Source organism: Bradyrhizobium sp. Y36, from assembly GCF_002531575.1.
In the GTDB taxonomy this organism is placed as follows: Bacteria; Pseudomonadota; Alphaproteobacteria; order Rhizobiales; family Xanthobacteraceae; genus Bradyrhizobium.
Genome location: NZ_NWTI01000006.1, coordinates 115,411 through 138,280, shown reverse-complemented (window position 1 = coordinate 138,280; position 22,870 = coordinate 115,411). Strand labels below are relative to the sequence as shown.

At 64.5% G+C, this 22,870-nt stretch carries 25 protein-coding genes; 5 read left to right on the top strand and 20 right to left on the bottom strand.

Annotation, left to right across the window (positions count from 1 at the left end):
* Window positions 1-282: 282 nt before the first annotated feature.
* From CO669_RS13140 to motA, 18 genes are all read right to left on the bottom strand, one after another.
* Window positions 283-1,194: a flagellin N-terminal helical domain-containing protein gene (locus tag CO669_RS13140; protein ID WP_097660225.1), complete on the bottom strand. Its 912-nt coding sequence runs from the start codon at window positions 1,192-1,194 to the stop codon at window positions 283-285.
* Between the two features lie 262 nt (window positions 1,195-1,456).
* Complete coding sequence (locus CO669_RS13135; protein WP_097660224.1) at window positions 1,457-2,362, bottom strand: flagellin N-terminal helical domain-containing protein; 906 nt, start codon at window positions 2,360-2,362, stop codon at window positions 1,457-1,459.
* Window positions 2,363-2,627: 265 nt separating this feature from the next.
* Window positions 2,628-3,368 (bottom strand): flagellar type III secretion system pore protein FliP, encoded by a 741-nt coding sequence (gene fliP / locus CO669_RS13130; protein ID WP_097660223.1) that lies wholly within the window; start codon window positions 3,366-3,368, stop codon window positions 2,628-2,630.
* Entirely contained in the window at window positions 3,365-3,808 is a 444-nt protein-coding gene (locus CO669_RS13125; protein WP_097660222.1) for a flagellar basal body-associated FliL family protein, read from the bottom strand. The genes fliP and CO669_RS13125 overlap by 4 nt, the downstream gene beginning before the upstream one ends.
* Before the next feature lie 39 nt (window positions 3,809-3,847).
* Window positions 3,848-4,555: a flagellar basal body L-ring protein FlgH gene (flgH, locus tag CO669_RS13120; RefSeq protein ID WP_097660221.1), complete on the bottom strand. Its 708-nt coding sequence runs from the start codon at window positions 4,553-4,555 to the stop codon at window positions 3,848-3,850.
* Window positions 4,556-5,323 carry a MotE family protein gene (locus CO669_RS13115; RefSeq protein WP_198963988.1) on the bottom strand — a complete coding sequence of 256 codons (768 nt, stop codon included), beginning with the start codon at window positions 5,321-5,323 and terminating at the stop codon, window positions 4,556-4,558.
* Window positions 5,324-5,390: 67 nt separating this feature from the next.
* Window positions 5,391-6,521: a flagellar basal body P-ring protein FlgI gene (gene flgI / locus CO669_RS13110; RefSeq protein ID WP_097660219.1), complete on the bottom strand. Its 1,131-nt coding sequence runs from the start codon at window positions 6,519-6,521 to the stop codon at window positions 5,391-5,393.
* Window positions 6,518-6,970 carry a flagellar basal body P-ring formation chaperone FlgA gene (gene flgA / locus CO669_RS13105; RefSeq protein WP_245444300.1) on the bottom strand — a complete coding sequence of 151 codons (453 nt, stop codon included), beginning with the start codon at window positions 6,968-6,970 and terminating at the stop codon, window positions 6,518-6,520. The genes flgI and flgA overlap by 4 nt, the downstream gene beginning before the upstream one ends.
* A gap of 37 nt (window positions 6,971-7,007) precedes the next feature.
* A complete protein-coding gene (gene flgG / locus CO669_RS13100; RefSeq protein ID WP_063201481.1) occupies window positions 7,008-7,796 on the bottom strand; it encodes a flagellar basal-body rod protein FlgG in 789 nt (262 codons plus the stop codon).
* A gap of 18 nt (window positions 7,797-7,814) precedes the next feature.
* Window positions 7,815-8,144 (bottom strand): flagellar hook-basal body complex protein FliE, encoded by a 330-nt coding sequence (fliE, locus tag CO669_RS13095; protein ID WP_097660217.1) that lies wholly within the window; start codon window positions 8,142-8,144, stop codon window positions 7,815-7,817.
* Window positions 8,145-8,146: 2 nt separating this feature from the next.
* Entirely contained in the window at window positions 8,147-8,563 is a 417-nt protein-coding gene (gene flgC, locus CO669_RS13090; RefSeq protein WP_097660216.1) for a flagellar basal body rod protein FlgC, read from the bottom strand.
* 11 nt (window positions 8,564-8,574) lie between these two features.
* Window positions 8,575-8,976: a flagellar basal body rod protein FlgB gene (gene flgB, locus CO669_RS13085; RefSeq protein ID WP_097660215.1), complete on the bottom strand. Its 402-nt coding sequence runs from the start codon at window positions 8,974-8,976 to the stop codon at window positions 8,575-8,577.
* A gap of 64 nt (window positions 8,977-9,040) precedes the next feature.
* The gene (gene flhB, locus CO669_RS13080; protein WP_097660214.1) at window positions 9,041-10,126 is read right to left on the bottom strand and encodes a flagellar biosynthesis protein FlhB; all 1,086 of its coding nucleotides are present in this window, start codon (window positions 10,124-10,126) and stop codon (window positions 9,041-9,043) included.
* Between the two features lie 13 nt (window positions 10,127-10,139).
* A complete protein-coding gene (locus CO669_RS13075; RefSeq protein ID WP_097660213.1) occupies window positions 10,140-11,180 on the bottom strand; it encodes a flagellar motor switch protein FliG in 1,041 nt (346 codons plus the stop codon).
* 2 nt (window positions 11,181-11,182) lie between these two features.
* Complete coding sequence (gene fliN, locus CO669_RS13070) at window positions 11,183-11,572, bottom strand: flagellar motor switch protein FliN (protein ID WP_097660212.1); 390 nt, start codon at window positions 11,570-11,572, stop codon at window positions 11,183-11,185.
* A 76-nt stretch (window positions 11,573-11,648) separates the two neighbouring features.
* Window positions 11,649-11,963 (bottom strand): hypothetical protein, encoded by a 315-nt coding sequence (locus tag CO669_RS13065; RefSeq protein ID WP_097660211.1) that lies wholly within the window; start codon window positions 11,961-11,963, stop codon window positions 11,649-11,651.
* Window positions 11,944-12,885, bottom strand: a complete 942-nt coding sequence (locus CO669_RS13060; protein WP_097660422.1) for a flagellar motor switch protein FliM — start codon at window positions 12,883-12,885, stop codon at window positions 11,944-11,946. Before CO669_RS13060 ends, CO669_RS13065 begins: the two co-directional genes overlap by 20 nt.
* Window positions 12,885-13,781, bottom strand: coding sequence for a flagellar motor stator protein MotA (gene motA / locus CO669_RS13055; protein ID WP_097660210.1), 897 nt, complete (start codon window positions 13,779-13,781; stop codon window positions 12,885-12,887). Before motA ends, CO669_RS13060 begins: the two co-directional genes overlap by 1 nt.
* A gap of 143 nt (window positions 13,782-13,924) precedes the next feature.
* Here motA and CO669_RS13050 point away from each other — a divergent pair, with 143 nt between their 5' ends.
* The 4 genes from CO669_RS13050 (at window position 13,925) to CO669_RS13035 (ending at window position 18,159) form a co-directional block, all read left to right on the top strand.
* Entirely contained in the window at window positions 13,925-14,710 is a 786-nt protein-coding gene (locus tag CO669_RS13050) for a DUF1217 domain-containing protein (protein ID WP_097660209.1), read from the top strand.
* Between the two features lie 3 nt (window positions 14,711-14,713).
* On the top strand, window positions 14,714-15,442 hold the full coding sequence (gene flgF / locus CO669_RS13045; protein ID WP_097660208.1) for a flagellar basal-body rod protein FlgF: 729 nt from the start codon (window positions 14,714-14,716) through the stop codon (window positions 15,440-15,442).
* A 40-nt stretch (window positions 15,443-15,482) separates the two neighbouring features.
* Window positions 15,483-16,808: a flagellar protein export ATPase FliI gene (fliI, locus tag CO669_RS13040; protein WP_097660207.1), complete on the top strand. Its 1,326-nt coding sequence runs from the start codon at window positions 15,483-15,485 to the stop codon at window positions 16,806-16,808.
* Window positions 16,809-17,523: 715 nt separating this feature from the next.
* The gene (locus CO669_RS13035) at window positions 17,524-18,159 is read left to right on the top strand and encodes a MarR family winged helix-turn-helix transcriptional regulator (RefSeq protein WP_097660206.1); all 636 of its coding nucleotides are present in this window, start codon (window positions 17,524-17,526) and stop codon (window positions 18,157-18,159) included.
* Window positions 18,160-18,786: 627 nt separating this feature from the next.
* Here CO669_RS13035 and CO669_RS13030 read toward each other — a convergent pair.
* Entirely contained in the window at window positions 18,787-20,343 is a 1,557-nt protein-coding gene (locus CO669_RS13030; protein ID WP_097660205.1) for a porin, read from the bottom strand.
* Window positions 20,344-20,880: 537 nt separating this feature from the next.
* On the opposite strand from CO669_RS13030, the gene CO669_RS13025 reads away from it, so the two are divergent.
* Window positions 20,881-21,360, top strand: coding sequence for a MarR family winged helix-turn-helix transcriptional regulator (locus CO669_RS13025; protein ID WP_097660204.1), 480 nt, complete (start codon window positions 20,881-20,883; stop codon window positions 21,358-21,360).
* A gap of 24 nt (window positions 21,361-21,384) precedes the next feature.
* On the opposite strand, the gene CO669_RS13020 is transcribed toward CO669_RS13025, so the two are convergent.
* On the bottom strand, window positions 21,385-22,467 hold the full coding sequence (locus CO669_RS13020; RefSeq protein WP_097660203.1) for an alpha/beta hydrolase family protein: 1,083 nt from the start codon (window positions 22,465-22,467) through the stop codon (window positions 21,385-21,387).
* Between the last annotated feature and the right edge of the window lie 403 nt (window positions 22,468-22,870).

The window sequence follows — 22,870 nt, the reverse complement described above, 5'->3', positions numbered from 1 at the left end:
TAGAGGACACTCCGCTGCCAACCTTGTCTGAAGGTTGCGCGAGGACGCGATTGTGTCAGTTCGCAGGCACGGCGTTGCAATTTTACAAGAAACTTGGAGACGCAATCATCTCTTCGGCAACACGCAGTCGCTCCGGGCGCATCATGGTGCGGTCGGTTGCGGCGGGCCGTACGAGGTCTGGCGTCGGGGTCGATTGCGGGCACGTCACGTGCCGCCGCGTCCGCCGGTCACGGCGGGGACCGTGCTCCCTCGAGGGAGCACGGTCGTTTTCGAAAGCGCCGCTTAGCCGCGGAACAGCGACAGGATGCTCTGGCTGTTCTGGTTGGCGATCGAGAGCGCCTGAACGCCGAGCTGCTGCTGGGTCTGCAGCGCCTGGAGCCGGGTCGATTCCGCGTTCATGTCGGCGTCGACGAGCTGGCCGATACCACGATCCACCGAGTCCATCAGCGACTTCACGAATTCGGTGTTGTTGGAGATGCGGTTCTTGATGGCGCCGAGGTTGGCGGCGGACTGGCTGACGGTGTTGATCGCGGCGGTGACCTGCGCGATGTAGCCGTCGAGGATGGTCTGGTGGGCGGCCGAGTCGGTCAGCGCACCGATGTTGAGGCTGTCGACCGACGCGCTGCCGCTCACCGTGTCGAGGATGCCGCTGGTGCTCGAGGTATAGAGCGAGTAGTTGGCAACCGTCACCGTGATGGTGTTGATCGTCGGCGTGGCGCCGACGCGCGAGAACGACGACACCAGGTTGACGGTGGTCGGGGTCGAGGCGTTGGTGCTCAGCCAGTTGACGCCGTTGAAGGTCGCCGCGTTGGCGACGTTCTTCATGTCCTGCTGGATCTGGGTGATTTCCGACTGGATCTTGGTACGGTCGATGCCGGCGGTCTTGGCTTCGACCAGCAGCGCCTGGAGCTTGGTCAGGCCGGAGTTCTGGTCGCCGATGACCTTGTTCAGGGCGGTGTATTCGGTGTCGACGGTCGCAGCCGACAGACCGAGCGAGTCGGAGACGGCGGAGAGCGCGGCGTTGTCGGCGCGCATCGAGGTCGCGATCGACCAGTAGGCGGAGTTGTCCGACGCAGTCGAGACGCGCTGGCCGGTGGAGATCCGGTTTTCAGTCGTCTGCAGGCTGGCGCTGACATTCCGGAGGGTCTGCAGCGCAGTCATAGCGGCGGAGTTGGTAAGCAGGCTGGAAGCCATTTTTGATGTCCCTTTGGAAACAGATTGAATGGGGACATACCGGGCTTGCACCGGTACGACAGGGCGGCATCATGCCTTTGGGTTGCGGCGATGCGCGTGAACCCAACCCGTCGTAACGGCCAGACTAGCCCGCGAAGCTTGTGCGGGGCTTGTGGCGCTGTGATCCTTTCGCAACAGCTACCGAAATCATGGCGCGCTGCGCACGCGCCAAACGAAAGGGCCGCGCTTCGCGAGAAGCGCGGCCCCCCAGACTGTCTAGGACTTAGCGGAACAGCGACAGGATGCTCTGGCTGTTGTTGTTGGCGATCGAGAGCGCCTGAACGCCGAGCTGCTGCTGGACCTGGAGAGCCGCCAGGCGGGTGGACTCCTGGTTCATGTCGGCGTCGACGAGCTGGCCGATACCACGATCAACCGAGTCCATCAGCGACTTCACGAACTCCGAGTTGTTCGAGATACGGTTCTTGATGGCGCCGAGGTTGGCGGCACCCGACGACACCGTGCCGATCGCTGCGGTGACCTTCGCGATGTAACCATCGAGAATGGTCTGGTCGGCGGTCGAGTCCGTCAGTGCACCGATGTTGAGGCTGTCGACCGAGGCGCTGCCGCTCACGGTGTCGAGGATGCCGCTCGTGGACGAGGTGTAGAGCGAGTAGTTGGCAACCGTCACGGTGATCGAGCTGGTGGTCGGGGTGGAGCCGACACGCGAGAACGACGACACCAGGTTGACGGTGGTCGGCGTGGAGGCGTTCGTGCTCAGCCAGTTGACGCCGTTGAAGGTCGCCGCGCCGGCGACGTTCTTCATGTCCTGCTGGATCTGGGTGATTTCCGACTGGATCTTGGTGCGATCGATGCCGGCGGTCTTGGCTTCGACCAGCAGCGACTGCAGCTTGGTCAGGCCGGAGTTGCTGTCGCCGAGCACCTTGTTCAGAGCGGTGTATTCGGTGTCGACGGTCGCGGCCGACAGACCGAGCGAGTCGGAGACGGCGGAGAGCGCGGCGTTGTCGGCGCGCATCGAGGTCGCGATCGACCAGTAGGCGGCGTTGTCCGCGGCCGTGGCCACGCGCTGACCGGTGGAGATCCGGCTCTGCGTGGTGGAGAGTTGCGAGCTGACAGACCGCAGGGTCTGGAGCGCGGTCATGGCGGACGAGTTCGTGAGCAGGCTTGACATTGCGAATGTCCCTTTATGTACGCGTTACATTTTCATCAGGGGACATACCGGACTTGCACCGGTACGGAGGGGCGGCATCATGCCTTTGGACTGATAGGGGTGGGGTCCAACCCGCCGTACCGCATTGCTAACACGCCGAATCTTGCTTCCGGATTAAGATCGGCTTGAATTCTTCAGCAATATCAGATGGTTAATATTACCCACCGCTAACCATAGAACGGTACCTTTCGCTAACCATGACGGGGCGCCAAGGCGATCGCCGCACCTACGAGAACGAGCGCACCAGTCCGGAGGCGAGCAGATTCCAGCCGTCGATCAGCACGAAGAACAGCATCTTGAACGGCAGCGCGAGGATCGTCGGCGGCATCATCATCATGCCCATCGACATGGTCAGCGTCGCCACGATCATGTCGATCACGAGGAACGGCAGGATGATGAGGAATCCGATCTCGAACGAGCGCCTCAGCTCGGAGATCATGAAGGCCGGGATGATGACGCGCAGATCGACGCGCTTGTCGTCGAATTTCTTGCGGAAGCTCTCCGCGGCGAGCGACTCGAAGGTCTGCAGATCCTTGTCGCGAACATGGGCCAGCATGAACTCGCGAAACGGATCGGTGATCTTCAGATAGGCCTGCTCTTCCGAGATCTCGTTCTTCATCAGCGGCTGGACGCCGGTCTCCCAGGCGCGGTCGAAGGTCGGCGCCATCACGTAGAAGGTCATGAACAGCGCGAGGCTGATCAGCACCAGATTGGCCGGCGTGGTCTGCAGGCCGAGCCCGGCGCGCAGGAACGACAGCGCCACCGCAAACCGCGTGAAGCTCGTCACCATGATGAGCAGCCCCGGCGCCACCGACAGCACCGTGATCAGGGCCATCAGCTGGATGATCCGGCCGCTGGTCGAACCGTTTCCGGGCGGCAGCAGCGAGTTGAGATCCGGAATCTGGGCGAGCGCCACTTCGGGCAGCACCACCAGGACCAACGCGAGCAGCAGGACTCTCACTCTCACTGAATCACCAAGGTCTCAATGATCAATTCACGGATCTTGCCCGACGAGCGGACGTTGGCGCGCTCGGTGAGGTCGTCGCGCAGATGCTGGAGCCCGCGCGATCCCTCGAACTGCGCAACCGACGCCGACCGCAGGTAAGTGACGATGTCTTCGCTGACATGCGCGGCCAGAATGCCGGCCTCCTCGTCGTTCATGCTCTCGGTCACCATCGAGGCTTCGATGCGGGCCCAGTTGTTGGCCGGCGCGCCGAGATTGGTCACGATCGGAGACAGTTTCCGCAAGCGCGCGCTGCCGGCGTAGCTCGAGGCGATCGGCGGCGGGGTCGCGCTCTTCTTCGCGTCGGCGACGCGCTCGGCGGTCGCAAACAGATGCAGGCCGGCCAGCGCGCCCGCACCGATCGCGACCAGGGTCAGCACCACGATGGCCGCGATCAGGCGCATGACGTCCCCTGCCCTCGCCCGGCCGTGCCGGCGCGAACTTCAGAATGGTGCCACGGCGTCATAGATCCGATGTCCCCATCCAGGCTGCTGCACGTCGGACAGATTTCCCCGACCGCCATAAGACACGCGCGCCTCGGCGATCTTCTCGTAGGAGATCGTGTTGGTGCGCGAGATATCGCGCGGACGCACGATGCCGCCGACGTTGAGCACGCGCATCTCCGTGTTGACTCGAAATTCCTGCGAGCCGCTGATCATCATATTGCCGTTCGGCAACACGTCGGTGACGATGGCGGCGATCGAGAGCTTGATGTCCTCGGTGCGGTCGATCTGGCCGTTGCCCTTGATCTGCGTGTTGGTGCTGAGATTGGCGTTGGTCGATCCCTTGTCGCTCCACCCCGCAACGTCCATCAGCCAGTCGAGCCCGAACTTGACCTGCGAATCGCGCGAGCGGCCGGTCTTGTTGTCGAGCTTGGCCTTGTCCTGCATCGAGATGATCACCGTCACGACGTCGCCGGTGCGCCGGGCGCGCGGATCGCGGTAGAGATCGGTGCCGTCGTCCCAGGTCGAGCGATAGCTGACGGGCGTGCGCATGCGCGGCGTCACCGGGATCGGTTCGGCCTGGGTCCGGAGGCCGCTACCGACCGGCGACATCTGCGGGCCGGTCAGGACCTCGGCCGGATCATGCAGGCATCCCGCCAGCAGCACGGACGTCAGGACGAGCGGGAGGATGAGGATCGGCTTCGTCATCTATTTGGTCTTTCCGTCGTCCACGCGACGCATCCCGCCGAGCAGATCGGCAAGGTGTGCCGCGCGTGCCGTATCCATCTCGTTGAAGATCGCGCTCGAGCTCCTCGGGCTGAGCTTGGCGAGCACGGCGGCGGCCGTCTCGTCCGCCATGCCGGCAATCTGGGTGGCCGCGGCGTCGGGCTTCATGCGCGAATAGATCTCGACGACGCTCGCTTCGGCCTTCTTCAGGAAGTCGTCGCGCAGCGCCATCCACTGCTCGTATTCGGCGCGCTTGGCTTCCACTTCGGCGATCCGCTCGCGGAGCAGGGTCTCGGCCTTTTGCAGCTCCTTGAGCTGCCAGGCCAGCCTCGCATCGGCGGCGGGATCGGCGACGTTGCTGCAGAACAGGGCGACCTCGTTCTCGGTCGACGCTGCCGCCTGCGGCGGTGCCGGCTTCGGCGGCGCCGTGACGCTGCCGGGTTTGGCCGGACGTACCGGTACGGGTGCAGGCGCGGGCGCCGGCGTCTCGGCAGCAGGCACCGCGCCGGTGACCGCGGGACCGGAGTCCTCGGCGGCCCATGCAGTCGCCTGGACCGACGCGTTGCCGCTTGGTGCTGTCGTGACCGGCTGAGGCTTCTGCGGTCCGGCTGCGCGGGCGCGCGCGAAGGAGAGCAGATTGAGCGGCTTCGACGGCTTGGCCTCGTCCAGCGCGAGCACGGACGCGGTGCTCGCGAGCAATGATGCCGCGACCAGCAGAAGGAGTTTGGCTTTGTGATCCAGCTTCAGCATCGGGCCGCGTGCGATTCTCGGTCGAGACCTGAGCATTGAGCGACCAAGCTTGCACGACGCTTGTGCATCATTGCACGATGACGTCGGCCTGGAGCGCGCCAGCCGTCTTGATCGCCTGGAGGATGGCGATGATGCCCGACGGTTTCAGGCCGATCTGGTTCAGCCCGCGCACCAGGCGCTGCAAATCGACCCCGCTGAGGATCGCCACCTGCGATCCGGCCTCGTTGGCCTCGACCACGGTCTGCGGCACGACCACCGTCTGGCCTCGCGAGAACGGCGCCGGCTGCGACACCACGGGCATCTCCGTGACGCGGACCGTCAGATTGCCGTGCGTCACCGCGACGGTCGATATCCGCACGTCGCGCCCGATCACGACCGTGCCGGTGCGCTCGTTTATCACCACCCGCGCCGGCGTGTCCGGCTCGACGGTCAGCTCGCCGATCTCGGCGAGGAATCGCACCGGACCGATGTGGCGCGGCTTCGACAGCACGATGGTCCGGTAGTCGCGCTCGAAAGCGATCTGCGCGCGGTAGCGTCCGCCGGCAAAACGGTTGATGGCGTCGAGGATGCGCGTTGCCGTAACGAAGTCCGGATTCTTGAGCTGCAGCACCAGGAACTCCATCTCATGGAGACTTCCATGCACCTCCCGCTCGACCAGCGCCCCGTTCGGAATGCGCCCGGCCGTCGGCGTGCCCTGGCTGACATTCTGCGCCTGGCCGCCGACGCTGTAGCCGGCGACCGTGATCGCGCCCTGCGCGACCGCATAGACGGCGCCGTCCGCCGCCCGCAGCGAGGTCATCACCAGCGTGCCGCCGAGCAGCGAGGTCGCATCGCCGAGCGACGACACGGTGACGTCCATGCGCTCGCCGGGCCCGATCGAGGGCGTCAGGTCCGCGGTCACCATCACGGCCGCGACGTTGCGGGTGCGCAGCGTGGTCGGGCGCGGAGGATTGTTGGTGCTGGTGGTCTCGTTCCGGACGTTGATGCCCATGTTCTCGAGCATCGACTGCAGGGACTGCTCCGTGAACGGAGCGTTGCGCAGCGTGTCGCCGGTGCCGTTCAGGCCGATGACGAGGCCGTAGCCGACGATCTGGTTTTCGCGCAAGCCCTTGATGTCCGCGATGTCCTTGATGCGGACGGCGGCGTGGGCGCCGGCAGCCGACAGCAGCAGGACGAGCGCAAGCAGGATCCTGGTCATGACCCGTCCACGACCTTGACGGTGCCGTCCGGCTGGACGACGCCCCTGATGATCACGCCGGTGTCGGTGTTGCGCACGGGAATGAGCGCGCCGGCCGCGCCGGACTGCATCGCCGAGCCGTAGGTGACGATGGACAGCCCGCTGTCTTCGACCACCACCTTGACCATGGCGCCGCGGGCGACGGTCCAGGGATCTTCCACCGCATTGCTGGGAATCGGCTGGCCCGGCAACAGCGCGCGCCGCGCCATGCGGCCGACCAGGACCTGGCGCCCTTCGATGAACATGGCAACGCCGAGCAAGCTCGGGGCGAAGGCGCGCTCGGTGATCATGTCGTCCCGGATCAGCTCGCCGGCGCGGATCGAAACCGCCGGCACCGGAAGCCGCTTCTCCTCGGCCACGGCGCAGCGCACCGAGGCCAGAATCAGCAGCACGGCGGCCAACCCGCGCATGATCAAGCCTACCCTGTTCAACATCGAGACACCGGAACTAGCGCATGCCCTTCGAGACGGTCTGGGCCATTTCATCCGAGGCCTGGATGACCTTGGCGTTCATTTCGTAGGCGCGCTGCGCCGAGATCAACTCGGTGATTTCCTTGACCGGATCGACGTTCGAGGCTTCGAGATATTTCTGGTTGATCTTGCCGTAGCCGGAATCGCCCGGCAGGCCGACGACCGGCGTGCCGGACGCCGTTGTCTCCTTGTAGAGATTGCCGCCCAGCGGCTCCAGGCCCGCCTCGTTGGCGAAGTTGGCGAGGTTGAGCTGGCCGATCTGGCGCGGGTTCACTTCCGTGTCGAGCTTGGCGAACACCTGACCGGTGGCGTTGACCGTAACCTCGACCGTCCCCTGCGGCACCGTGATCGCGGGATCCAGCAGGTAACCGTCGATCGTGACGAGCTGGCCGTTGGCATTGGTGTTGAACGAGCCTGCGCGGGTGTACTGCACCTCGTTGTTGGGGCCGAGCACCTGAAACCAGCCGCGGCCGTTGATCGCCATGTCGTAGGGATTGCCGGTCTGCGTCAGCGCGCCCTGGATGTGCAGCTTGCGGATGGCCGCCGACTTGACGCCGAGGCCGAGATTGGCGCCCTCCGGAATCGGCGAGGAACCGTTGACGTTGGCGACGCCCTGCATGCGGTCCATCTGATAGAACAGGTCGGTGAACTCGGCGCGCGCACGCTTGTACGACGTCGAGTTGATGTTCGCGATGTTGTTCGCGATCACTTCGATGTTGGTCTGCTGGGCATTCATGCCCGTGGCCGCAATGGCGAGCGATTTCACTTAGTCCACTCCTTCAGATCAGATCGACATCCGGACGACTTCTTGATAGGCCTGCACGACCTTGTCGCGGACCGCGACGGCCGTCTGCAGGGCCTGCTCGGCCGACATCAGCGCCTCCACGACCTTACGGGTCGATTCCTTGCCCTGCATCGCCGAGATCGACGCCGCTTCGCCCGCCTTCAGCGTTCCGATCGCGTCGGTCGTCACCTGCTTCATCACCGATTCGAAGCCGACGTCGTCGGAGGACTGGATCGCGGTCGGGGCCGCGGGCGCGATCGCCTGCGTCTCGGTCGCGCGGGTCGCGACCTGTCCGGCGGAGATTGCCGTGGATGAAAGCGCCTCAAGCATTGTCAGCTCCTCAGGAGGTCGATGGTCATGCCGAGCATGGACCTCACCTGTTTAACGACCTGCAGATTGGCCTCGTAGGAGCGGTTGACTTCCCGCATGTCGGCCATCTCGATCATCATGTTGACGTTGGGCATCTTGACGTAGCCCGCCTTGTCGGCGGCGGGATGCCCGGGATCGTACTCGACGCGGTACGGCGTGGTGTCGACGCCGATCTCCTTGACCTTGGCGAGCTGCGAGCCCGACGCACGGTCCATCGCGGCATCGAAGGTGATCGTCTTGCGCTGATAGGGGTCGGCGCCCGCGGTGCGCCCGGTCGAGGTCGCGTTGGCGAGGTTCTCCGAGACGATGCGCATGCGCGTCGACTGCGCTTCGAGCCCGGAGCTTGCAACCGTCAGAGAGGCGCTCAGTGAGTCCAGCATGTCAGTTCACCTCAGGCTTTCGCACCGGCCAGAACCATGCGGTGGAACGACCGCACGATCGCCGAATTCATCGAATAGTCGCGATTGACGTCGCTGCCCTTGATCATTTCCTGCTCGAGGCTGACGGAGTTGCCGGAGTGAACCACCTCCCAGCTGTCCTTCTTCGCGGTCGCGCGCGTATCGGTCTCGGCTGCGGACAGTTGCATGTGCGACGGCGACGTCGTGGCGAGCCGCACCGGCATGCCGTCGAGTACCTTGTTGAACGGCTCGACGTCGCGCGCCCTGAAGCCCGGCGTGTTGGCGTTGGCGACGTTGGTGGCGATGGTCGACTGGCGGAGCTCGAGATAGCGCGCCTGCGACGATGCGAGTTCGAAGAGATAAAGCGGTCCCACGACAGCCCCGTTCTGGTCCATTCGGGGAAAGCCTAGGGCGTTAAGCTTTCGTCAAGCTGTTGGGCCGGACGCCGTCCTCGGAATTCTACTGAACCTTCTCGGTCCGCGGTGCCTGCTTCGACTGGAGGAAGTAGATGATCTCGGCGACCGGGCGGAAAAATTCCGCCGGGATCACCTGATCGACCTGCACCGCCTCGTAGAGTGCGCGCGCCAGCGCCTTGTTCTCGATCACGGGAATCCGGTTCTGCTCGGCGACCTCGCGGATCTTCAGCGCGATCACGTCCATGCCCTTGGCCACAACGAGCGGCGCGGGGTTCTCCTCACGCTGGTAGCGCAGCGCGATTGCGAAGTGCGTCGGGTTCGCGATCACCAGCGTCGCGCGCGCGGCGGAGGCGATCATGCGTTGCCGCGAGCGGTCGCGCGCCAGCGAGCGGAGGCGCGCCTTGACCAGCGGATCGCCCTCGGCCTGCTTGTGCTCGTCCTTGATCTCCTGCTTGGTCATTCGCAGTTCGCGCCGCCAGTGGAAGCGCGCCCAGGCGAGGTCAATCGCGACCAGCACGATGGTCGCGATGCAGATCGCCGAGACGATCCGCATCGCGATGTTGAGGATCATCTCCGGCAGCGCGACCGGATCGGTGTACATCGCCTCGAATGCCTTCGCCTCCGACGCGCGCAGCACGAACACGACCACGGAGGTCACCGCGGCCAGCTTGAACAGCGACTTGGCGAACTCGACGAGGCCGCGCGTTCCGAACAGCCGGCTCCAGCCGCCGATCGGAGAGATCCGCGACAGTTCCGGCTTGATGCGCTCCAGCACGAAGCGCGGCGCGTTTTGCAGCAGCGAGGAGGCGAGTCCGAACACCATGAGGATGACGACCAGTGGCACCAGGAAACGCAGCGCCTGCAAGCCGACCACGGTGAGCAGGTTCTGCGCGTCCGCGCCGGTGGAGAGCGGGAAGCCTTCGGGATCGTCGAGCAGGCTCGTCAGGGTCGGCGTCAATTGCTGCACGCCCTGACCGATCAGGAACGCCATGATGACCAGCAGCGCGGCCATCGAGGCGAACATGGAGGCCTCCCGAGAGACCGGGATCTTGCCCTGTTCGAGCGCATCACGGACTTTCTTCTCGGTCGGCTCTTCTGTTTTGCTCTCCTGATCGGATGATTCTGCCATGCCCGTTCAGCGGTCAGCGGAAGACCAGCTCATCCTCCTGCTCGGGGTTGAGCTCGATTTCGCCCTTCTCCGCGAGGTCGAGCGCGAGATCGGTGATCACGCGCCGTGCCTCCAGCACGTCGCGCTGGTTCGAGGGTTCGCCGATGGCGAGCTCGTGCTCGACGACACGGCGGACGCGCGACGCGACCGAGGACAGGATCAGCTCCCGGAAGTGCTTGTCCGTGCCCTTCAGTGCGATGACGATGCGATCGGTCGGCACCTGATCGAAGATCATGGTGCGCGCCTTCGGCGTCAAATTGGTCACGTCGTCGAAGGTGAACAGCAGCTCCTTCAGCACTTCGGCCGACTTCGGCCGCTTTTCCGACAGGCTCTTGAGCATGTCCTCGATATGGCCGCGCTCCATCTTGTTGATGATATCGGCGACGCGGGCGTAGGTGTCGGCGCCGAGATTGCGGGCGAAATTGAGCGTCAGGTCCTCGTGCAGCGTCTTCTCGAGGACCTTCATCGCGTCGTCGACGATCGGCTTGAGGCTGAGCACGCGCCGCATCAATTCGTTGCGCAGGCTCGAGGGCAGCTGGCTCATCACCTTGGCGGCACAGGACGGCTTGACCTTGGACAGGATCAGCGCCGCGGTCTGCGGATGCTCCTTGGAGAGGTAGGTCGCCAGCGAGTTTTCCGACACCGACGAGACGCGATCCCACACCGACCGGCTCGAATTGCCGAGCAGGTCCGTCATGATCGCCGAGACCTGGTCGGCCGGAAGCACGTCGCCGAGCACGGCCTCTAGGCCGCCGATGGTGCCGAGAATGTTGGCGCCCATCGAGAACTGCTGGGCAAACTCCTCGACGATCCCCTCGAGTTCCTGCGCCGTGATCGGCCGCAGCTCCGCCGCGGCCTTGGTGACGACGCGAATTTCCTGCGGCTCGAACTGCGAGAGCACGCTCGCGGCCGCCTGCCGACCCATGGCCAGCAGGAGCGCGGCGACCTTTTCCGTTCCACCCAGCGTGGCAACGCCTCGCTGCTTGACGGGAGCGATGCCGACCTGTGCAGCCATGGTCAGCTATCGCCCTGCCCCAGCGGCCCGACAATCTCCGTGAGCGAGACGCCGAAGCGGGAATTGTCCTCTTCGACGACGACCACCTCGCCGCGGGCGACGATGCGGCCGTTGACGACGACGTCGACGGGCTCGCCGACCCGGTGGTCGAGCGGAACCACGGCGCCGCGGCCGAGCTTCATCAGGTTCGCGACCGGGATGGTCGCCGATCCCAGCACCACCTGCATGGTGACGGGAATGCGCAGGATGGCATCGACGTTGGCGAACTTCCCGCTCTCCTCAGCCGTGCGCGCGGCGATTTCCGCGAGCCGCTCCAGCGGGGTCGTGTCGGTATGCCCCTCGTCGGCGGCAGTTGCTCGCGTGGCAGAGTCATAGTCGAAGGATTGCGCCATCTGGTATCGCCTCTTGGTATGTCCGCTCCCGGAGCGCCCTGGCGTTCCGCTCGCATTGGTTCTGCCGGCTTCGGCTTCAGTGCTTGTTCACCTCGGCGCCGCCGGCGGTCGCGGCCGGCGCGAGCCCGCTACGGGCATCGAGCGCCGCGATCGCCTCGTGGGCCTGGTCGATCTTGGTGCTCAGCACGTTGGCGAGCCGCCCGAGATTGGCGGTGGAATCATGCGCCGCGGTGATGACCGTGTCGAAGGCACCCGCCGTCTCGTGGACAATGGTGGAGAATTCGCCCTGGTAGCTGCGCAGACGCGCCAGCTCGCGGTGCATCTTGGTCACCCGCATGCTGGTGAAGGCGAGCGCGATCAGCAGCACGGCATCAACGAGATAGGATATCATCGACGAACTCCCGTTTCTGGTCGACGGGATCGGCCACCTGCATGGCGTAATAGCCATCAAGCTGGCCGATCTGGCACCAGAACAGCACCTGATTGTTGCTCTCGAGGCGGGCCAGCGTGCGCGGCGTGGCCTCCAGCTCCAGCACCTGCCCCACCTTGAATTTCACGACGTCCTCGAGCGAGATCATCTTCTCGTCCAGCACGGCACTCAGCGTCACCTCGGTACGGTTGACCTCGCTCTCCATCTGCTCGCGCCAACGCGGATCGGTCGCGCGGCCGTCGCTGGCGGTCACGGTTGCAAGCTTCTGCCTGAGCGGGTTGAGCGCGGAGTGCGGAATGATCAGGAACATCTGGCCGCCGCGGTAGAGCGCCTGCACCATCATGTTCGCGCAGATCGACATGTTGCTGGCGCGTCCGATCGCCAGCGACGCCATCGCCGTCTCGACCCGCTCCACGCGGAAGGTGACGTTGGAGGTGCCCGCAAACGCAGATTGCAGCGCCTTGGCGAATCGGTCGAACAGCGCCTGGACCAGCCGGATCTCGATGTTCGAGAAGGTGCGTTCGACATCGAGCGGCGGTTCCGCGCCGTCGGATCCGAACATCGCCTCGACCATCGTGAACACGAAGTCGCGGTCCAGCATGATGATGACGCGCGAATCCCACTGCTCGGCATAGAGCACCGCGGCGACCGCGTTACCCTCGTAGTCCTTGATGATGTCGCCGAGAGGATCGTTGGTGATGCCGTTGACGGAGAAATAGCACGGCGTTCCGGCCATCGGCTGCAGGCTGTCGGTGCACGATGCCGCCATGCGATCGAAGATCACATTGAGCATCGGCATGCGTTCGATCGAGATGCCGGCAGCGTCCAGCAGATAGTTGGGGAGCTGCTTCTTCTGATCGACGCCGACGTCGTCTTCCATCATCATGCGCGGGCCGCCTTCGGTTCAGCATCGGACACGACGGCCTTGGGACCTGCGATCGTCTCGTTCTCGACGACGTCGATCGAGGGCCGCTCGCTGCTCGCGATCATCTTGCGGCCGTGCTCGACGGCGATCTGCGGCATGGCGCCGTTCATGAAGGCCAGCAGCGTCTGCTTGACGATGATGTAGGGGCGGCACTTCTTCTCGCGCGTCATCTTGATCTTGATCGCGAAGGGCGAGAGGACGCCATAGGACAGGAAGATGCCGGCGAAGGTGCCGACCAGGGCCGCGCCGATGAAGCCGCCCAGCAGCTTCGGGGACTGGTCGAGCGCGCCCATCGCCTTGATGACGCCGAGCACGGCGGCGACGATGCCGAGCGCCGGAAGCGCCTCGGAGACCGTCACCAGCGCATGATAGGGCGCCAGCTTGCCCTTCACGATGGTGTGGATCTCCTCGTCCATCAGCGCTTCGATCTCGTGGGTGCGCGCATTGCCCATGATGATGAGGCGGACATAGTCGCAGATGAACTGGAGCAGCGAGGGATCTCCGAGCACGCTCGGAAACGCCTTGAAGATCTCGGAAGAGGCGGGATCGTCGATATGCGCCTCGACCTCGTTGCGGCCCTTGCCGCGCAGCTCGCGCATCAAGGCGTGGAGTGCCCCGAGCAGATCAAGGTAGTAGCGCTGGCCCGGCACCGCGCCGGTGATGGCCTGCATGCAGGCGACGCCGGTGTCCACGACCGTCTTCCACGGATTGGCCACGATGAAGGTGCCGACCGCGGTTCCCATGATGATCACGAATTCCCACGGCTGCATCAGCACGCCCAGGTGCCCGCCCATGGCGGCAAATCCACCGAGCAGCGCCGCTACCGTGATGAAAACCCCCACGAAACTGCCCAACGCGCCGCTCCATCGCCGATCCCATCGGGAATATCTAGTCGGCGAGCCTTGCGCGAAGCTGGCTTCCTGCGTCGCCAGCCTCGCGCAAGCAATCGGCGGCAGCTTGTGGCGGCGTCGCAACAGCGGCCAGAGGGGCGCGTGTCATGCTATCCACCATCGCGGACTACACCAGACTGACCCAGGACATGGGCAAGTCGCTGACCCAGGTCGCAACGGAGCCGGACGTCAGCCGCGAGACCGATTACTTCCTGAGCCATATCGGCAACGTGAAGACGATCGACGACTTCCTGAAGGACTATCGCCTCTACTCCTACGCGATGAAGGCCTACGGCCTCAGCGACATGACCTACGCCAAGGCGTTCATGCGCAAGGTGCTGACCGAGGGCGTCGCGAACAAGGACGCCTTCGCCAACAAGCTGACCGACACCCGCTACCGGGAATTCGCCACCGCCTTCAATTTCGCCGCCCTCGGCAGCAATGCGACGCAGACCACCCAGGCGACGACTGGAACGGCGACCCATTATGTCACGCAGACGATGGAGCAGAAGGCCGGCGACCAGAACGAGGGTCTGCGGCTGGCGCTCTATTTCACCCGCAAGGCGTCCACGATCACGACCGCCTACCAGGTCCTTGCGGACAAGGCGCTGACGCAGGTGGTTCAGACCGCGCTGGGTCTGCCCTCGACCATCAGCTCGGCCGACATCGACGCCCAGGCCAAGCTGATCACGAACAAGGTCAAGCTCACCGATTTCCAGGACCCGGCCAAGGTCACCAAATTCGTGCAGCGCTTTGCGGCGATGTGGGACGCGACCCAGGCCCAGAGCGACAGCTCGACCAATTCCGCGCTGGTCCTGATCGGCGGCGCGTCATCGGCCAGCATGGATACCGACATGCTCTCGAAACTTCAGTCCATCCGGCTCGGAAAGTAGCTCATGCAATCGGCCCTCTATGTGGGTTTGTCGGCCCAGGTCGCGCTCGACAAGCGCCTCCAGACGATCGCCAACAACGTCGCCAACGTCAACACGGCGGCGTTCCGCACCGACGTGGTGAAATTCGAGACCGTGCTGTCCAAGGCCGGCCCGAACCCGGTTGCCTTCTCCTCGCCCGGCGACAACATCATCTCGCGCGAGCAGGGCAACATCACCGAGAGCGGCAACCCGCTCGACGTCGCCGTGGTCGGCCAGGGCTGGATCGCCTTCGCCGGGCCGAACGGCACGGTCTATACCCGCGACGGCCGCCTCCAGATCGCCCCCAACGGCGATCTTCAGACCGTGAGCGGCTTTCCCGTCGTCGATTCCGGCGGCGCGCAGATCACGCTCGATCCCAACGGCGGACCGATCTCGATCGCGCGCAACGGCGCGATCACCCAGGACAACAACGAGATCGGCACCATCGGCCTGTTCAACATCCCCGCCGATGCCAATCTCGAGCGCTACGGCAATTCCGGCGTCACGCCGGACCGGCCCGCCACCGCCATCGCCGATTTCTCCCGCGACGGCTTCAAGCAGGGCTATGTCGAGGGCTCCGGGGCCAATCCGATGATGGAATTGACCAAGCTGATCGCCGCCTCGCGCGCCTTCGACGGCACCAATTCGATGATCGAGGGTACCGAGGGCTCGCTGCAGAACGCCATTCGGACGCTGGGCGAACCCGGCAAGTGAGGCGCCTCGCGCGCATCGAAATTGAGGTTGGACTGATACCTTGAACGCTCTTCGGCAACTCGAGTGGGCGCTGCTGGAGCTTCAGCAGAACACTCCCCTGGCAAGCGTCAGCGGCGCGATCTCCGAGATCGCGCCGACGCATTTCCGCGTCTCCGGCCTGTCGCGCTTCGTCCGGCTCGGCGAGCTCATCGGCGTCAATTCGGGCGGCAAGGCCCAGATCGGCGAAGTGGTGCGGATCGACAGCGAGGGCATCGTTGCCAAGCCGTTCGACCGGCAATTCGCCGGCGGCCTCGGCTCGGCCGCCTACCGGATGCCGCCTCTGTCCTTTGCGCCCGATCCGAGCTGGAAGGGCCGCGTCATCAACGCCCTCGGTGCGCCGCTCGACGGCCTCGGCCCCCTTACCCCGGGATCCCAGGCGGTTTCCGCGGAGGCTGAGGCGCCGTCGGCCATGAAGCGCGCCCGCGTGCACAAGCCGCTGCGCACCGGCGTGCGCGTCATCGACCTGTTCGCACCGATCTGCGCCGGCCAGCGCGTCGGCATCTTTGCCGGTTCCGGCGTCGGCAAATCGACGTTGCTGGCGATGCTCGCCCGCAGCCAGGGTTTCGACACCGTGGTGCTGGCCCTGGTCGGCGAGCGCGGCCGCGAGGTGCGCGAGTTCATCGAGGACGTGCTCGGCAACGATCGTCAGCGCGCCGTCACCATCGTGTCGACGGGAGACGAGAGCCCGATGATGCGGCGGCTGGCGCCGAAGACGGCCATGGCGGTCGCCGAATATTTCCGCGACCGCGGCGAATCGGTCCTGCTTATGGTCGATTCGATCACCCGTTTCGCCCACGCCGCCCGCGAGGTCGCGCTCGCCGCCGGCGAGCCGGCGGTCGCGCGCGGCTATGCACCAACGGTCTTCACCGATCTGCCGCGGCTTCTGGAGCGCGCCGGCCCCGGTGAGGAAGGCGCCGGCACGATCACCGGGATCTTCTCCGTGCTGGTCGATGGCGACGATCACAACGAGCCGATTGCCGACACCATCCGCAGCACGCTTGATGGACACATCGTGCTCTCGAGGCACATCGCCGACCAGGCGCGCTATCCGGCCGTCGACGTTCTGGCCTCGGTCTCCCGTCTCGCCCACAACGTCTGGGATCCCGAGGAGCGCGAATTGGTGAGCAAGCTGCGCTCAATGATCGCCAAATACGAGGACACCCGCGATCTTCGCCTGATGGGCGGCTATCAGCCGGGACGTGATTCGGGGCTCGATCAGGCGGTCGACATGGTCCCGAGAATCTACGGCGCGATGCGGCAGGACGCTTCGGCTCCGCCGAGCGCCGATCCGTTTCGCGAGCTCCGGGACATGCTCCGGGGCGACTAGCAGGTCGCCGGGCCGGAAGCACGTGGCCGTATCCGAAGTGACGGAATCGGCGATTGCGGAGGCGTGGCGACCGACAACCGGCGCGTGCAATTCCTGCGAGTTCCCTCCGCGATTCTCCGGCACCCCGCACAAGTTGTGGATGACGTGGCGATCCACATCGTCGGTCTGCACAAGCTTCGATCAATTTGCGTCGGAACACAGACAGCAAGATGAGGTGCAATCAAAGTGCCGCAGGGCCGAGTGCATGTCGTTTGCCGCACAACGTATTGCATTCACTATCATGTGTCCTGACGAGCAAGATTGTCTTGAACGTTACATTCGCATGCAACGACATCTGGGGCTCACGAGGGTCTCTACTTGATTTTGTTGAGAAGCTCATTCATCGTTTCGGCGGAATATAAGAAACGTCTGCGTGTGACTTGAACTCAGGGGCTTCGGTTGAACTATTCCGATCCATCGTCTGCAGGCGACGGCGAACCGGGCTCCCGTGTGACGACGCCGTTGGCATGCCTACGCCGCGGTGTCTCACTCCGCAGCACGCGAGCCCCATCGCTTTCGATCGGGCGCGCCGCAATTCGTTCCTTCGAAGGAGAGCTCGACACGATTCGCGCGCCGAACGGCTGCAACCGTTCGACGTCTTTCGGAGGATTCGCGGGCCACAACGCAAAGCGGCTTCGGGACGCCGCCGACGAAGTTCCGGGGACGAGGTAGGTTCATGCCATTGGCACGAGAAGCCGTCGAGCTGCTGGTTCAGGCGGCGCGGGCTTGGTATTTCGAAGGCAACCAGCATGGATTGCGCGATCGGGAATGGATGGCGCTGCGCTTTCTCGGCCGCGCCAACAGGTTTTCGCGCACGCCCTCCGCGCTCGCGGGCTTCATCGGCGCCACCAGAGCGACTGCATCGCAGATCGTGAAGACGCTGGAGAGCAAGTCCTTTCTGGTCCGCAAGCCGTCGCAGGAGGACAAGCGTTCCGTCGTCCTGCACGTCACCGCCCAGGGCGAGAAGTGCCTGAGCCAGCACGACCCGATCAATCACGTGGTCAACGCGGTCGCGGCGCTCGGCAACGACGAATGCGTCAGGCTGCGCGACTCGCTTCGCGACGTCCTCAATCATCTCGACGCGGCCCATCAGCGGCTCGACGCCAGCGTCTGCCGCGACTGCATGTTTCTCGCCGAACGCGGCCCGGGCACAGGCAAGGGACGTGCAAGCGCCGAGTTCATGTGCCGGTTGTATCGCGCTCCGATCTCGCTCGAGGAGACCGAGCTGCTGTGCACCAGCTTCGAGCGCACCCGCGACCGCCCGAAGATCGAGGAGCATCTCGATCGCGCACGGATGGCGAGCCAGGGCTGAGGCCCGCGCACTCTCCTCCGCGTCATTGCGGGCGTAGCGAGCAATCCGGAATCGTTCCGGTAAACGATTCCGGATTGCCTCGTCCCAAGGGCTTCTCGCAACGACGGCGTGCGAGATGGACAGCCTGATTCTCCAGGCGACGCTGTCGATCCCCGCGAGGCGGGAACTCCCGTACGCCGCGGCTCATCCGCTCAATCGCAACAAATCCGAATTTCGGCAAAGCGGAACAGTTCCGAGCTGCTGGATCGACCCGCGGACGACAGCGCGACCTCCGTCCCGTCGTTCTGAGGCGCGAGCCATGGGGCGCGACGGGCCGTATGGGGAGCCTCGAAGGCCTCGGCTGTCGCCCTGCAACACTCGCCGAAGAGGCGAGCACCTCCAGCGACGACGGGCCTGCGGCTGCGCGGCGGTGACGGCGACGGCGACGGGGCCCCGTCATTCGGTCAGCCGACGGGTCGGCAAGAGGCGGCACCGGGTGACAAGCCTCGCAGCGTCCGAATCCCTGCAGCTCACATCCCGGGTATCGCCGCGCTCACCCCGGCCACAGCGCGCCCGACATGGAGTGCGCGCATAAAAAAACACCCGGCGGTTTCCCGCCGGGTGCTCGTCGAAGTGCTTCGACTGATCTTACCAGTTGCGCTGGGCGCGGAGCAGCAGGGTGATGCTGTCCTGGTCCTTCAGCTGGTACAGAGCGGCCGGCTTGGCCGTCGTGCCGGCACCAGCGTAAGCAACCGTGCCAGCGTACTTCTGGTCCAGGTGGGTCCAGTTGAGGTCGCCCGAGAAGGTCAGGTTCTTGACCGGGGTCCAGCGGGTGATGAGGCCGATCTGGCCGATGGCAAAGTCGGGGTTGCACGAGGTCACGCCAGCGATCGCGAACGTACCACCAACGCCGCAGAGCGCATTCTTGGCCTGCGAGCCATACTGAGCCTGCGCGTAAGCACCGTACAGCGCGGTGTTCCAGTAGGGATCCCAGTTATGAGTGTAAGCACCGCGGAAGCCCCAGGTCTTGACCGTCTCCTGCTGGTTGCCCGTGGTGAACACGGTGTCCGGAGCGAAGGCGAAGCCGACGCTCTGGTAGGCAACGCCCGAGTTGCCGAACATCGAGTACGAGCTGCCCGCGAGGTTCTGGAAGTTGTAGCGGGTCGCACCGTCGGTGTAGACGCCCGAAATGTTGATCACGTCACCCGCGCCGGTCGGGATGTTCTTGATCGACAGAGCGAGCTGCACAGCCCAACCCCACTTGTCGTCGGGGTGGCCGGTGGTCTCGGTGGCGCCGTAGTAGGCGACGTGGTTGTCATGCGCAGCAACCGACGCCTGGAACATGCCCCAAGCCTGGTCGACGCGGACCTGGCCGACGAGGTTCGGCGAACGCGAGCCGCCGATGGCGTTGGAGCCGTAGGTACCGCCGATCATGCCGCCGGCAGTCGCGCCGGACAGGTTCATGTTGCCGGCCTGGTAGTAGTTGGTCGCATCTTCAGCCGAGAACGACGCCGTCACGCCCTGACCGAAGTCAGCGGTGTAGGTGAACTGGTTGACACCAGTGACCGTGCCCGAACCACCGACGAGACCGTCGAAGTTGTTGCCGGGATAGTTGGTCCAGGGCGCGTCGAACTGCGACACGGCCTTACCCATGGTGAAGCCAGCGAACTGGATGAAGGCGTAGTACACGCCGAGCGAACCGCCCGAGGTCGCGCCGTCGGTGCCGTTGATCGACGAACCAACCAGAGCCGGGGTGCCGGAGGTGTTGAGGCCGAGGTTGCCGGTGTAGACGGTGCCGCCGGTCGCAGAGCCGGAGCCCTGATAGCCGCCGGTGGTCCAGGAGAACACGCCGTCGAAGAAGGTACGGACGACGCCGTACTCGGTCGCGGTGCGCGTGTCGATGTTGAGATCTTCACGAGCGCGCATGGTGTAGTAGTTGCTCAGGCGGTTGTGCGCACCGGCCGGGGAGCCGTTGGCAGCGCCGTAGGAGCTGTTGGTGCCCAGCGCGACTTCAGCGCGCAGATAGCCACCGAGCTTGATGCAGGTGTCGGTGCCCGGGATGTAGTAGAAACCGGCGCCGTACAGCGAGCAGACCTTCACGTATTCAACGGCCTTGGCCTTCACGGGGAGATCGGCTGCGAACGCCCCGGAGGCGGCCATCAGGCCGGCAGCCGAGCCGAGCAAAAGCGTCTTCGTCAACTTCATTAGGTAAACCTCCAGGTCGGTTCAGGGGGCTCGGCTTCCTCGGCGGACACCGCTTCACCCTCATAATTTCCGTTCAATTCAGATCCGCACTGAAGGTCCGGACTGAAACGACAGCGAGGTGCCCCCCCTCCGTCGTGCCTCACGTATAGTTTATAGAAACAACCGCCTCAATTCATTGATTTAATGAATTGTAAGTTCGCCGGGAGATGTTGCCCGCGCGCAACAGAGATGACCTCGAAGGCACCTAACGTGCTGAATAAAAAGTAAAAAGCCCTCAGGGGGCATCCCGAGGGCTTTCTTGGAGGTCTCACATCGCTGTCCGTCGACACGGTCAAGAGCAGCAAAGATTGAGTGTAGCGAGACGTAATTCAATTAATTGAATTCTGCAAGTATCAAATGTTGAGGCCGTTTCCAAAATGTCGTGCCGGCCGCCTTCGCGCGGGCGCGACAGAGGAGACGCCAGCGCGATATCCCGGTACAACACTGATCCAAGAACAATAAAAAAAGGATCAACGCCAATACGGGGGGCAACGGGCCGTGATCGATAAGAAGCTCGACAGGGCGATCAGGGACTTCATCTGGAATGTCGTCGAAATCCACGCGCAGCTGGACGACATCCACACCAGCTGGGGCGGACTGCTGGGCATCACCCAGCCGCAATGGCTGATCTTGATGGCCATCACCGAACTGGACGAAGGGCGCGGCGTCGCCGGCATCGACATCGCGAACAAGTTGCGGGTCCACCCGGCCTTCGTGACCAACCAGACCAAGATCCTGGAGAAGGGCGGCTTTCTCTCCCGCCGGCCGGCCGCGGACGATGCCCGCTTCATCATGATGTCGCTGACCGAGAAGGCGACGTCGGACATCGAGAAACTGTCCAAGCGGAAGCTCGCCTTGAACTCGACCATGTTCAACGAGGTCGACGAGAAGACGCTGACCGAACTGAATGCCGCGCTCGCAACGATCGCCAGGAACGCCCGGCTGGCGGCGCGATTGCTGGCCATCGACGCCTCGTGATCGGCGACAGGACAGCCCAGCCGGCTAGAGATAGGTCACGGCATCGAGCCGAGGCGCAGCTCCGAGCTTGCTGTCGAGCCATTCGAAAATGAAATCGTCGACTGCGACGAAATTCTCGACCTCGCCGAGAGGATGCGGGATGCGGTAGGGAACGACGACGGAGCAATCGGCTCCAGCCTGCCGATAGGCGGATTGCAGTTCGAGGGCATCCTGCTCCCACATCATCGAGCGGCTTCCGACGACCATCAGAAGCGAACACGGTAGTCGACGCGGCAGCGCCGCGGACACCGGCAAGGTCCCGTCCAGATCCGCCGGCTCGGAGCCGGTCATCCAGCGAAGCGACGCGCCCCGCATGACCGGCGCCAGCACGCCGCCATCGCATACGGCGGCAGCGATCCGGCGATCCGAGCCGGCAAGACCGGATGCAGCACAGGCGCCCGCCCCTTCGCCATAGATTGCGATCCGCTTCGGATCGACATCGGAGCGCACCTGAAGATAGTCCAACCAGCAATGGAGCATGTGCTCCGGCTTGAAGGAGCGACGAGCAGATGAACGGCCGGCGTCAACGAGCAGGAGCGACATGTTGCGACGGAGCGAGGCCGGCAACAGCCTGATCATCATCGAGCCGAGCGTGACGTCCTCGTCACCGAGGCAGATGACAGCAGGCGCAGAAGGGGTGCGGCAGAGTGCCGGCACAAAGAAGCCGGTCAACGCCCCCTCGTCAAACCCGTCGATCGTCACGCGCTCGATCGCGCGACCTGCATCGTCCGCAAAGCCCTTCATGCTGATCGCGATCTCGTCCGCGAGATCGGCGGCCTCGACATCGCCCGGGCAAGACACGCTCTTGATGACTTCCAGGGCGGTCAGCGAGCACAACCACGCTTCCCGCGCGGTCTGGATGGAGCCGCTCTCGCGCGCGGACCTGGCGAAGGTCCGATAGTCGTCGGCAACCTGCAGCCAGTCTGAAACCCACAAATGCCTGTGCGTCTCGCGCACGAGTTCTGCGACCGACAGGCTCTCGAAGAATCCGGACGCGCGATGGCGCAACTGCGCCAGGCTTCGGCCGGCGCCATCGCACGAGCCGTGCGGCCAATGATCACCTTCCATGTCAGCCCCCGGACGACGCCATCAGCGCGCACCCCGATGTGCGCCCGGGTCTTCACAAACCGTTCTGATTCCCAACGAGTCGGCCACGATGCGAAGTCCAGGCCCGCTCAACTCGATCGTCACGTCCCAGCTCCGCCGCTGATCCATAGTTGTTTGCCGCGCACGCCAGTGATGCGGCTCAGTCGTCTCTTGTTGCGACCGGCGTCGAAAATACTTCACCGGTCGATAGAACAGACATGACCGCGTAAACCGCTATTGTGAACGCACGATATGGTGAGATGCGGCGGATTGCCGCCTGACCGCAGCTGACAAGGCGGCAGTGGAGGTAACCGGCGCCGCACGCCGACCATCCCGCTGACTTGTGACGGCTCATGTGACGTTCTCACGACAAGCGGTGATGAGC

What these genes read in the sequence shown, in the direction of transcription:
- CO669_RS13140 (WP_097660225.1), bottom strand. Translation starts at nt 1,194, where the DNA reads ATGGCTTCCAGCCTGCTTACCAACTCCGCCGCTATGACTGCGCTGCAG.
- CO669_RS13135 (WP_097660224.1), bottom strand. Translation starts at nt 2,362, where the DNA reads ATGTCAAGCCTGCTCACGAACTCGTCCGCCATGACCGCGCTCCAGACC.
- CO669_RS13125 (WP_097660222.1), bottom strand. Translation starts at nt 3,808, where the DNA reads ATGCGCCTGATCGCGGCCATCGTGGTGCTGACCCTGGTCGCGATCGGT.
- flgH (WP_097660221.1), bottom strand. Translation starts at nt 4,555, where the DNA reads ATGACGAAGCCGATCCTCATCCTCCCGCTCGTCCTGACGTCCGTGCTG.
- CO669_RS13115 (WP_198963988.1), bottom strand. Translation starts at nt 5,323, where the DNA reads ATGCTGAAGCTGGATCACAAAGCCAAACTCCTTCTGCTGGTCGCGGCA.
- flgI (WP_097660219.1), bottom strand. Translation starts at nt 6,521, where the DNA reads ATGACCAGGATCCTGCTTGCGCTCGTCCTGCTGCTGTCGGCTGCCGGC.
- flgA (WP_245444300.1), bottom strand. Translation starts at nt 6,970, where the DNA reads ATGCGCGGGTTGGCCGCCGTGCTGCTGATTCTGGCCTCGGTGCGCTGC.
- fliE (WP_097660217.1), bottom strand. Translation starts at nt 8,144, where the DNA reads ATGCTTGAGGCGCTTTCATCCACGGCAATCTCCGCCGGACAGGTCGCG.
- flgC (WP_097660216.1), bottom strand. Translation starts at nt 8,563, where the DNA reads ATGCTGGACTCACTGAGCGCCTCTCTGACGGTTGCAAGCTCCGGGCTC.
- flgB (WP_097660215.1), bottom strand. Translation starts at nt 8,976, where the DNA reads ATGGACCAGAACGGGGCTGTCGTGGGACCGCTTTATCTCTTCGAACTC.
- flhB (WP_097660214.1), bottom strand. Translation starts at nt 10,126, where the DNA reads ATGGCAGAATCATCCGATCAGGAGAGCAAAACAGAAGAGCCGACCGAG.
- CO669_RS13075 (WP_097660213.1), bottom strand. Translation starts at nt 11,180, where the DNA reads ATGGCTGCACAGGTCGGCATCGCTCCCGTCAAGCAGCGAGGCGTTGCC.
- fliN (WP_097660212.1), bottom strand. Translation starts at nt 11,572, where the DNA reads ATGGCGCAATCCTTCGACTATGACTCTGCCACGCGAGCAACTGCCGCC.
- CO669_RS13065 (WP_097660211.1), bottom strand. Translation starts at nt 11,963, where the DNA reads ATGATATCCTATCTCGTTGATGCCGTGCTGCTGATCGCGCTCGCCTTC.
- CO669_RS13060 (WP_097660422.1), bottom strand. Translation starts at nt 12,885, where the DNA reads ATGATGGAAGACGACGTCGGCGTCGATCAGAAGAAGCAGCTCCCCAAC.
- CO669_RS13050 (WP_097660209.1), top strand. Translation starts at nt 13,925, where the DNA reads ATGCTATCCACCATCGCGGACTACACCAGACTGACCCAGGACATGGGC.
- flgF (WP_097660208.1), top strand. Translation starts at nt 14,714, where the DNA reads ATGCAATCGGCCCTCTATGTGGGTTTGTCGGCCCAGGTCGCGCTCGAC.
- CO669_RS13035 (WP_097660206.1), top strand. Translation starts at nt 17,524, where the DNA reads ATGCCATTGGCACGAGAAGCCGTCGAGCTGCTGGTTCAGGCGGCGCGG.
- CO669_RS13030 (WP_097660205.1), bottom strand. Translation starts at nt 20,343, where the DNA reads ATGAAGTTGACGAAGACGCTTTTGCTCGGCTCGGCTGCCGGCCTGATG.
- CO669_RS13020 (WP_097660203.1), bottom strand. Translation starts at nt 22,467, where the DNA reads ATGGAAGGTGATCATTGGCCGCACGGCTCGTGCGATGGCGCCGGCCGA.